Here is a 9368-nt window from a genome sequence, read left to right as displayed (position 1 = left end):
GAGCGGAGGTGGGTGGGTGGGTTCTTGGACGGGGGAGGGGGGGACGGAAGGGGGGGGCGACCAGGGAGAACCTGGGGGGGGCGCAGAGAGGAAACGGAGGGGGGGGGTTTTCCCCCCGGGGGGAACCCCCCCACCGGTGCCTCAGCCGTTGGTCTTGTCCCGCCATTCGACCCACTGGCGCAGCAGGGAGAAGTCGTACTCGGGACCGCTCACCCCGATGGTGAACAGCGAGACCCCGCGCTCCAGCAGCTTCGGGCCCAGTTCGCTCGGCTCGCTGTCCACGGAGACCGAGCGCTCGATCTCCGCCGGGTCGCGGCCGACGTCGGCGCAGTGCTGGTCGAGCACGCGCACCTTGCGCTCGACCACCTCGGGGTCGCCGAAGCCGTGCCAGATGTCGGCGTGCTTGGCCACCAGGCGCAGCGTCTTCTTCTCGCCGCCACCGCCGATCAGCACCGGGATCTTGCGCACCGGCTGCGGGTTCAGCTTGCCCAGCCGCGCCTCGATCCGCGGCAGCGCCTCGCCGAGGTCGTTCAGCCTGCCGCCGGCGGTGCCGAACTCGTAGCCGTATTCGGTGTAGTCCTTCTCGAACCAGCCGGAGCCGATGCCGAGGATCAGCCTGCCGTCGCTGATGTTGTCCACCGTGCGCGCCATGTCGGCGAGCAGTTCGGGGTTGCGGTAGCTGTTGCAGGTGACCAGTGCGCCGATCTCCACCCGTGAGGTGGACTCGGCCCAGGCGCCGAGCATGGTCCAGCACTCGTAGTGCTTGCCTTCGGGCTCGCCGAACAACGGGTAGAAGTGGTCCCAGTTGAAGGCGATGTCGACGCCGAGATCCTCGGCCTCGGACGCGGCCCGGCGGATGGTGGCGTAGTCGGCGTGCTGCGGCTGGATCTGAACTCCGACCCGGATCGGCCGGTTTGGTGTCGTCATGCAACCGACACTATCGCCGGTGACCGGCCTTCCGCCTGGTGAAGTAACTCCAGCTCACGCGGTGATCCTGGCGGCGGCGAGCTGCCCGGAGACGAGCACCGGCGGGATGCCGACGCCCGGGGTGGTCCCGCACCCGGCCAGCGCCGCGTTCTCGATGCCGCGCAGCAGGTTCCGCGGCCGGAACGGCCCGGTCTGCGTGAAGGTGTGCGCCAGCGAGAACGGCGTGCCCGCCCCCAGTCCGCGTGCCGCCCAGTCGGCCGGGGTCACCGCCTCCACCACCTCGAACTCCTCCCCGAACCCGTGCAGCCCGCGGTTTTCCAGCGTGCGCACCAGTTCCTCGCGGTAGGCCGGGCCGACGCGGGCCCAGTCGACCGGGCCGGCGTGCAGGTTCGGCGCGGGCGCCAGCACCGAGACCACCTCGCGCCCGGCCGGGGCGAGCGACGGGTCGGTGGCGGTGGGCCGGGTGACCAGCAGCGACGGATCGCTCATCAGCCCGCCCTCCCGGATGATCTCGCGGAAGGTCCGTGCCCAGGCGCCGCCGAAGAAGATGGTGTGGTGGTCCAGTTCCCGCCACGACCGGCCGGTGTGCCCCAGCAGCACCACCGCCGACGGCGAGTACCGCAGCGGCAGCGGGCGGCGCGGGCGCGCCCCGAGCAGCTGGTACGCCGAGGTCAGCTCGGTGGCCAGCACCACCGCGTCACACGGGATGCGCTCACCGGCGCTGGTGCGCACGGCGTCCACCCGCGACCCGCGGCGCTCCAGCCAGGCCACGTGCGTGCCGAACTTGAGCCGGGCCCCGGCCTTCTCCGCGGCACCGGCCATCGCCTCGGCGACCTTGCCGATGCCGCCGACAGGGTAGTAGACGCCGGCCACGGTGTCCATGTAGGAGATGACGCCGTACGCCGCGATCGCCCGCATCGGGTCCAGCCCGGCGTAGAGCGACTGGAAGGAGAACAGCCGCCGCACGCGCTCGTCGCGCAGGTACCGGCCGATCCGGGGGCCGAGCCTGCCGAACCCGCCGAGCGCGGCCAGCTTCACCAGTTCCGGGCGCACCAGGTCGAGTGGTGAGTCGAAGTTCGCGCCGATGAAGTGGTCCCGCTGCGCGGTGTACAGCTCGGTCAGCCAGGTGCGCAGGCGTCGGTAGCCCTCGGCTTCCGCCGGACCGGCGAACGCGCGGATCGCCGACTCCATCGCTTCGGCATCGGTGTGCAGGGCGAGCGTGCTGCCGTCGGCGAAGTGCGCGCGGTACGCCGGATCCAGCCGGACCAGCCGCAGGTGGTCCGAAGTGGACTCCCCGACCGCGGCGAAGGTCTCGTCGAGCAGCTCCGGCATGGTGAGCACGCTGGCGCCGGTGTCGAAGTGGTAGCCGTCGCGCGTGGCCTGCCCGGCGCGCCCGCCGGGGCGCTCGTCCTGTTCGACGACGGTGACCTCGCGGCCGGAACCCAGCAGGTGCAGCGCGGCGGACAGGCCGGCGAGCCCGGCGCCGACCACGACGACGTGGTTCGTCACTAGTACTTCCTCTGCGTGGCGTGGACCGCCAGTTCCCGCAGCCGGGTGGCGGCCGGTTCGGCGAGTTCGGCGGCGTCGAGCGAGCCCAGCGCCGCGGTGGTGAGGTCGTCGATGCGGCGTTCGACCGCGGCCGCCGCGCCGACGCCGGTGAGCGCCGCACGCACTTCGGTGACCGCTTCCTCGGTGAGGTCCTTGTCGCCGACCGCGTCGGCGATCACCGTCGCGTCGGCCCGGCGGCCCTGCGCGTCCGCCAGTTCCATGCCGAGCGCGAGCAGCAGGGTCCGCTTGCCCTCGCGCAGGTCGTCCCCGGCGGGCTTGCCGGTCACCGACGGGTCGCCGAACACGCCGAGCAGGTCGTCGCGCAGCTGGAAGGCGACGCCGAGGTCGCGCCCGAAGGCGAGCAGGGTGCCGATCAGCCGGTCGTCCGCGCCGGCCAGCGCGGCGCCGAGGTGCAGCGGCCGCTGCACGGTGTAGGCGGCGGTCTTCAGCCGGTCGATGCGCAACGCGGCCTCGGGGGAGGCGTCCCCGGTGGCCTGGGTGTGCACGTCCAGGTACTGCCCGGCCAGCACCTCGGTGCGCATCGCGCGCCAGGCCGGGCGGGCGGCGGCCAGGGTGGCGGCGGGCAGCGGGGCACCGGCGAACATGTCGTCGGCCCACGCCAGTGCGAGGTCGCCGAGCAGCACGGCGGCGGCCTGGCCGAAACCGGCCGCGGAACCGAGCCAGCCGTGGTCGGCGTGGCGCTTGGCGAAGGCCACGTGCACGGTCGGCGAACCGCGCCGGGAGTCGGACGAGTCCATCAGGTCGTCGTGGATCAACGCGCACGCCTGCACCAGTTCCAGGCTGGACACCGCCTGCAGCACCCCTTCGGCGTCCGGCCCGGCCGGGTCACCGCCCGCACCGCGCCAGCCCCACCAGGCGAAGGTCGGCCGCAACCGCTTGCCGCCGCCGAGCACGAACTCGCTGAGCGCGTCCACGCCGGGACCGGTGCTCGGTTCGATTTCGCGGATCGGGTCGCCCGCCTCCCGCAGGAAGCCCGCGAGCGCGCGCTCGACGTGGGCGGGGAAATCGGTGTCGAAGCCCGGCTCGCTCATGCCTACATCGTCGGGGTTCACCCGGACGGACGCCCAGCCGGGGTGGTCAGATGTGGTGAATCAAACGGGTTCGCGGGTCCGCTGGTAGTGCCGCCTGGCGCGTTCGCGGTTGCCGCAGTCGTCCGACCGGCACCACCGGCGGGAGTGGTTGCGGGTGCTGTCGATGAACAGCCAGGCGCAGCCCCGGCCGGCGCACTGGCGGATGTTCGCCGTTTCGGGGGAGCGGAGCAGTTCGTCGGCCCGGAGCACCAGCGCCGGAACGAGGTCGCCGGGTGACTCGACCGGCACCGACCACCGCACGGGCAGCGACGGTTCCGCTTTCGCCCGCGTGTGCGCGGTGGTGAGCAGTTCGCCGAAGCGGTCGAGATCCGCCTGTGCGGGGTCGCCGTCGGCGAGCAGCGCGTAGAGCAGCTCCCGCAGTTCCCGGACCTCGGGGAGGACGGCGGACAGGTCGCCGTCGAGGTGCGCCAGCCCGGTCCGCGCCAGCCAGTCCGGGAAAAAACCGGGCAGGTCCAGCCGGTCGAGGCGCCGGGGCGGGTCACCCCGCCACGACACCGTGTTGACCAGGTCGAGCGCCAGGTGCCCACCCGCCAGGTGGTACCCGCGCCAGCTGTCCGCCATGGTCTCCAGCTTAGGCTCTCATGGTCTAACTTCGATTAGCCTGTTAGATTCGGATAATGACGGTGACAACGAGCGGATATGCCGCCGGCATCCGGGTCGGCGCCGGTTTCGCCACCGCGACCGCGGTGCTCGGGCTGACCTTCGGCGCGCTCACCCAGTCGCTCGGCTGGGGGGTGCTCGCCCCGATCGCCTGCTCGGTGCTGGTGTTCTCCGGTTCGGCGCAGTTCGCGATGGCCGCCGCGCTGGCCGGGGACGGCGGCATCGGGGTGGCGGTGGGCGCGGCGGCGCTGATCAACGCGCGCTTCCTGCCGATGGGCGTGGCCGCGGCGGGCGACTTCAAGGGCGGCCGGTGGCGGCGGGCGCTGGAGGGACAGGCCGTGGTGGACGCCTCCTGGGCCGCCGCGCACCTGGGCGGTGGCCGGTTCGACCGGGAAAAGATGATCGGCGGCACGCTGGTGCAGTTCCCGGCGTGGGTGCTCGGCACGCTCGCCGGCGTGCTGGTCGCGCCCCCCGCCGACGTGGTCCACCGGTTCGGCCTGGACGTGGTCTTCCCCGGCTTCTTCCTGCTGCTGCTGATCGACGAGCTGCGCAAGGAACCCGCCGCCCGCGAGGTGGCGGCGCTGGCCGTGGTGCTGGCCGCCGGACTGGCGCTGGTCCTGCCGGTCGGCCTGGCCATCGTCGGCTCGGCCGCGGCTGCGCTGCTCGGCCTGCGCTCGCGGAGGGCGGCGGCATGAGTGAGGTGCTTCCCGCTTTGGCCATCGCTGCGCTCAGGGAGGGCGACACGAGTGAGGTGTTTTCCGCTGGTGGTCGGCTTGGCAATCACCGGCCCGGTCGCCGCCGCTCTGTTCGGCCTGCGCTCGCGGAGGGGGGCGGCATGAGTGAGGTGCTTCCCGCTGGTGATCGTCGGTTCGGCCGCTGCGCTGCTCGGCCTGCGCTCGCGGAGGGGGACGGCATGAGTGAGGTGCTTTCCGCTGGTGATCGTCGGTTCGGCCGCTGCGCTGCTCGGCTTGCGCTCGCGGAGGGGGGCGGCATGAGTGAGGTGCTTTCCGCTGGTGATCGTCGGTTCGGCCGCTGCGCTGCTCGGCCTGCGCTCGCGGAGGGCGGCCGCGTGGGTGACCTGCCTCCTGTTGGCGATCGTCGGCTCGGCTGCCGCCGCGCTGCGGGGGCTGCGCTCGTGGAGGGCCGCGGCGTGAGTGGGGTGGTGAGCGGCGTGTTGCCGGGCGGTGCGGCCACCATCGGCTCGGCTGCCGCGTTCCTGGGCCCGCGGAGGGCGACATGAGCGAACTCTGGGTGAGCATCCTGCTGGTGGCCGCGGTCAGCGTGGCGATCAAGGCGGCCGGTCCGGCGCTGCTCGGGGACCGCGCGCTGCCCCCGTGGGCGTCGAAGGTGATCGCCGCGCTGGCGCCGGCGTTGCTCGCCGGGCTGGTGGTCACCGACGTGACCGGGGCGGGCTGGTCGGCCTTCGACTGGCGGCTGTGCGCCGGGCTGGGCGTGGCCGGTGGCGCCTATCTGCTGAGACTGCCCGCCCTGCCGTCCATCGCGCTGGCCGTGGTGGTCACCGCTGGGCTGCGCTGGCTGCTCTGATTGGTTCCATCACCCGGGAGGCAGGTCCCGCCCAGCGGACTCCGGCCACTAGCATGACCATCATGACCTCGGTGGTGGAACGGCTGCGCGGCAACGAAACCGTGTTCTCGGTGGAGTTCTTCCCGCCCCGTGACGACGCCGACGAGGCGATCCTGTGGCGGTCGATCCGGGAACTGGAGGGCTTCGACCCGGCCTACATGTCGATCACCTACGGCGCCGGTGGCACCAGCCGCGACGGCACCATCCGCAGCATCGCCAGGGTCGCCACGGAGACCACGCTGGTGCCGATGGCGCACCTGACCGCGGTCAACCACTCGGTGGCCGAACTGCGCAACGTGATCGGCTGGTACGCCGCCGTCGGCGTGCGCAACGTGCTGGCCCTGCGCGGCGACCCGCCCGGCGACCCGTACGGCGAGTGGATCCCGCACCCGGACGGGCTGAACTACGCCGAGGAACTGGTCGAGCTGGTGCGTTCGCTCGGCGACTTCTGCGTCGGCGTCTCCGCCTTCCCCTACGGCCACCCGCGCTCGGCCGACCTCGGCGAGGACACCCGCTACCTGGTGCGGAAGTTCAACGCGGGCGCCGACTTCGCCATCGCCCAGCTGTTCTTCGAGGCCGAGGACTTCCTGCGCCTGCGCGACCGGGTGGCCGCCGCCGGTTCGGACGCGCTGATGATCCCCGGCATCATGCCGCTGACCACCCCGCGGACCCTGCGCAAGACCATCGAGCTGTCCGGTGCCTCGGCGCCGCGCAGCCTGCTCGACCGGCTCACCCCGCTCGAGGGCGACTCGGCCGCCTTCCGCGCCGAGGGCCTCGACGTGGTCACCGAACTGTGCGAGCGGCTCATCGCCGAAGGCGTGCCGGACCTGCACTTCTACACCTTCAACCGGTCCAAGGCGACCCGCGAGGTGGTGAGCAGGCTGGGCCTGGTCCCGGCCCGCGCGTAATCGGCTGCCGGGCCCCGCTCCCGGCAGGTAGCGTGCGGCTCATGGTTTCCACTGAACAGGGCGTGCACGCGATCTGCGATCGGTACGTCGACGACCTGGCCGCCGCCGACCCGGTCGCCGCGACGGTGTTCGGCATCTCCGGCCACGACGACAAGCTGACCGACTACTCGCCCGCCGGGTACACCGCCAGGGCGGCGCTGGCCCGCCGGGCGCTGGAGGCGGTCCGCGCCGCCGAACCCGCCGACGACGGCGAGCGCGCGGCGAAGGCGGTCTTCCTCGAGCGGATCGGGCTGGAGCTCGAGATCCACGAGGCGGGGCTGGACTCGTCCGCGCTGAACGTGATCGCGAGCCCGGTGCAGGACCTGCGCATGGTCTTCGACCTGATGCCGACCGGCACCGCCGAGGACTGGCAGGTCATCGCCACCCGCATGGCCGGGGTGCCGGAGTGCCTGGACGGCCTGCGGACCTCGCTGCTGGCCGCGGCCGACGCCGGCCGGGTGGCCGCGCTGCGCCAGGTGAGCAAGGTCGCCGAGCAGGCGGAGACCTGGGCCGGGCTGCACGGCAAGAAGGGTTACTTCAGCACGCTGATCGAGGGCGCTCCCGAGCGCACCCCGGAACTGGAACGCGGCGCCCGTGCCGCCGAGGAGGCCTACGCCGAACTCGCCGGTTTCCTGCGTGCCGAGCTGGCCCCGCTGGCCCCGACGAAGGACGCCGTCGGCGAAGAGGTCTACCAGCTGTGGTCGCGTTACTTCGTCGGTGCGCGGCTGGACCTGCGTGAGGCGTACGAGTGGGGCTGGGCGGAGTTCCGGCGCCTGGAAGGCGAGATGCGGGCGGTCGCCGGCCGGATCAAGCCGGGCGCGACGCTGGCCGAGGCGGCGGCCGTGCTCGACGCCGACGAGCGCTACCGCGTGCACGGCCGGGAAGCCTTCGAGGCGTGGATGCAGGAACTCTCCGACGAGGCGCTGAAGTCCTTGCGGGGCAAGCACTTCGACATCCCCGACGCGCTGATGGCGCTGGAGTGCAAGATCGCGCCGCCCGGCGGCGGGGTCGGGGCCTACTACACCCCGCCGACCGAGGACTTCAGCCGTCCCGGCCGGATGTGGTGGTCGCTGCCCGAGGACAAGGACGAGTTCACCACCTGGCGCGAGGTGAGCACCGTCTACCACGAGGGCGCGCCGGGGCACCACCTGCAGATCGCCACCGCGGTGTACCAGTCGGCCACGCTGAACAGGTACCAGCGCATGGTCGCCTTCACCTCCGGGCACGCCGAGGGCTGGGCCCTCTACTCCGAGCGGCTGATGCAGGACCTCGGTTACCTGGAGGACGACGGGCACCTGCTCGGCATGCTCTCGGAGCAACTGTTCCGCGCCGCCAGGGTGCTCGTGGACATCGGCATGCACCTGGAACTGGAGATCCCGGCCGACAGCGACTTCCACCCGGGGGAGCGGTGGACGCCGGACCTCGGCCTGGAGTTCATGCTGAACCGGACCGTCACCGACGCCGCCCACGTCTACGACGAGATCGACCGGTACCTGGGCTGGCCGGGGCAGGCGCCCTCGTACAAGCTCGGGGAGCGGCTGTGGCTGGCCGCCCGCGAGGACGCACGGGCGCGCCAGGGCGACGCGTTCGACATCAAGGAGTTCCACAGCCGGGCGCTGGCCCTCGGCGGCATGGGCCTGGACACGCTGCGCGAGCAGCTCGCCAACCTCGACTGAGCCGCCGCGTGCTCACGGCCACCCCGGTTCGGTGGCGGTGGCCGTGAGCGCGCGGGTGAGGGCGTCGACGGGCAGCGGGACCGGCGGTTTCCCGTAGGTGGCGACCAGGACGCGCCGCCGGTGACCGGTGAGCCGGTCCGCGCGCACGTCCGCGTGCCGGTTCGCGAGCAGGGCCAGCCCCGGCAGCGTGCTCACCCCCAGCCCGGCCGCGACCAGCGCCTGCACGGCGACGTAGTCGTCGGTCTCGAAGGTGATGTCGGGCTGGAACCCGGCTTCCCCGCAGGCTTCGGCCAGGTGCGCGCGGCACCGCGGGCAGCCCGCGATCCACCGCTGCCCGGCGTAGGTGGCCAGTTCGTCCCGCGGCCCCGCCCACTCGCGGTTCGCGGCGGTCACCGCGTACAGCGGTTCCTCCAGCAACGGCGTCATCCGCACGTTCCGCAGATCCGGCGAGTCGCCGTGCTCGAACACCAGCGCCACGTCGGTGTCACCGTTGCGCAGCGCGGTCAGCGCTTCCGGCGGCTCGGCTTCGGTGAGCGCCAGCTCGATGCCGGGGTGCTCGGCGGCCAGCCACGCCGCCGCCGCGGGCACCAGCGTCGCCAGCGCGGTCGGGAAGGCCGTCAGCCGCACCCGGCCGGTGCGGAGCCCGGCGTGCGCGGCCAGTTCCGCCCGCACCGACTCGACCTGCCCCAGGATCTCCTCGGCACGCCGGACCAGCAGCGCCCCGGCCTCGGTGAGCCGCACGCCGCGCCCCGCCCGCTGCAGCAACGGCAACCCGGCTTCGGCTTCCAGGCGGGCCAGGTGGTGGCTCACCGACGGCTGCGCGTAGTGCAGCGCGTCGGCCGCCGCGGTCACCGAACCCTCCCTGGCGACCGCCACCAGCACCCGCAACCGGACGAGATCGAACACGGACCCAACTATAGATCTCATCGATGATTTGTTGACAAATTTCCATTGGACCTATGGGTGAACCGCTG

The 9368-nt window shown here is 72.8% G+C and carries 10 protein-coding genes; 5 read left to right on the top strand and 5 right to left on the bottom strand.

The annotated features are described in order from the left end of the window. Positions 1 to 141 precede the first annotated feature (141 nt). Genes AC07EG_RS39010 through AC07EG_RS38995 form a run of 4 tightly spaced genes read right to left on the bottom strand, consistent with a single transcriptional unit; the run spans position 142 to position 4148 of the window. The gene (locus tag AC07EG_RS39010) at positions 142 to 927 is read right to left on the bottom strand and encodes an LLM class F420-dependent oxidoreductase (protein WP_478258319.1); all 786 of its coding nucleotides are present in this window, start codon (positions 925 to 927) and stop codon (positions 142 to 144) included. A gap of 54 nt (positions 928 to 981) precedes the next feature. After that, positions 982 to 2436 carry a phytoene desaturase family protein gene (crtI, locus tag AC07EG_RS39005; protein ID WP_478258318.1) on the bottom strand — a complete coding sequence of 485 codons (1455 nt, stop codon included), beginning with the start codon at positions 2434 to 2436 and terminating at the stop codon, positions 982 to 984. Then, positions 2436 to 3527, bottom strand: coding sequence for a polyprenyl synthetase family protein (locus AC07EG_RS39000; RefSeq protein ID WP_478258317.1), 1092 nt, complete (start codon positions 3525 to 3527; stop codon positions 2436 to 2438). Before AC07EG_RS39000 ends, crtI begins: the two co-directional genes overlap by 1 nt. A 60-nt stretch (positions 3528 to 3587) precedes the next feature. Beyond that, positions 3588 to 4148: a CGNR zinc finger domain-containing protein gene (locus AC07EG_RS38995; RefSeq protein ID WP_478258316.1), complete on the bottom strand. Its 561-nt coding sequence runs from the start codon at positions 4146 to 4148 to the stop codon at positions 3588 to 3590. A 56-nt stretch (positions 4149 to 4204) separates the two neighbouring features. Here AC07EG_RS38995 and AC07EG_RS38990 point away from each other — a divergent pair, with 56 nt between their 5' ends. The 5 genes from AC07EG_RS38990 (at position 4205) to AC07EG_RS38970 (ending at position 8394) form a co-directional block, all read left to right on the top strand. Further along, positions 4205 to 4882 carry an AzlC family ABC transporter permease gene (locus tag AC07EG_RS38990; RefSeq protein WP_478258315.1) on the top strand — a complete coding sequence of 226 codons (678 nt, stop codon included), beginning with the start codon at positions 4205 to 4207 and terminating at the stop codon, positions 4880 to 4882. Positions 4883 to 5200: 318 nt separating this feature from the next. Then, on the top strand, positions 5201 to 5341 hold the full coding sequence (locus AC07EG_RS38985; RefSeq protein WP_478258314.1) for a hypothetical protein: 141 nt from the start codon (positions 5201 to 5203) through the stop codon (positions 5339 to 5341). An 82-nt stretch (positions 5342 to 5423) separates the two neighbouring features. After that, on the top strand, positions 5424 to 5732 hold the full coding sequence (locus AC07EG_RS38980) for an AzlD domain-containing protein (protein WP_478258313.1): 309 nt from the start codon (positions 5424 to 5426) through the stop codon (positions 5730 to 5732). A 62-nt stretch (positions 5733 to 5794) separates the two neighbouring features. Further along, positions 5795 to 6679: a methylenetetrahydrofolate reductase gene (locus tag AC07EG_RS38975; protein WP_478258312.1), complete on the top strand. Its 885-nt coding sequence runs from the start codon at positions 5795 to 5797 to the stop codon at positions 6677 to 6679. A gap of 41 nt (positions 6680 to 6720) precedes the next feature. Next, positions 6721 to 8394 (top strand): DUF885 domain-containing protein, encoded by a 1674-nt coding sequence (locus tag AC07EG_RS38970; protein ID WP_478258311.1) that lies wholly within the window; start codon positions 6721 to 6723, stop codon positions 8392 to 8394. 12 nt (positions 8395 to 8406) lie between these two features. Here AC07EG_RS38970 and AC07EG_RS38965 read toward each other — a convergent pair whose 3' ends face one another. Further along, complete coding sequence (locus AC07EG_RS38965; protein ID WP_478258310.1) at positions 8407 to 9300, bottom strand: LysR family transcriptional regulator; 894 nt, start codon at positions 9298 to 9300, stop codon at positions 8407 to 8409. Positions 9301 to 9368: the final 68 nt, after the last annotated feature.

The sequence above is a fragment of the Amycolatopsis sp. NPDC045836 genome, assembly GCF_056431745.1.
The sequence above is the reverse complement of the archived record's forward strand: the minus strand, read 5'-3'. Positions and strand labels throughout refer to the sequence as shown.